This window comes from Idiomarina sp. UBA4206 (genome assembly GCF_002383015.1).
Lineage (GTDB): Bacteria > Pseudomonadota > Gammaproteobacteria > Enterobacterales > Alteromonadaceae > Idiomarina > Idiomarina abyssalis.
On record NZ_DFTS01000052.1, the window covers coordinates 2,343 to 2,661 of the forward strand.

The 319-nt window shown below is 55.5% G+C and carries 1 protein-coding gene; it reads right to left on the reverse strand.

Annotated elements, in window-relative coordinates; all coding sequences use genetic code 11:
• On the reverse strand, nt 1-317 hold a 317-nt coding region (locus B3180_RS10960), incomplete at its 3' end, for a LysR family transcriptional regulator (protein WP_286844500.1).
• Nucleotides 318-319: the final 2 nt, after the last annotated feature.

Below are 319 nucleotides of genomic sequence, written 5' to 3' on the forward strand. Positions count from 1 at the left end.
AGTTTAGGCATAAGCGTGGAAGCGGCATAGTCGGACGCCATAATCCGAAAAACCTGATCACTGGTGGGGGCGTCAAACTCACGCACCGGCTGGATCATTTCTTCAACCGAGTACAATACCCCGCGCAGGGCTTCCTGCATGTCCAGCGCGCGTTGAGTCGGCACCATGCCTTCGCTGGTGCGCACTAAAATAGGGTCGTTTAACAGGTTACGCAAACGCTTCAGGCCGTTACTCATAGCCGGCTGGGTGATATTTAGCTGTGCCGCGGCACGGGTTACGTTCTTCTCCCGCAGCAGCACATCCAGATAAACCAGCAGGT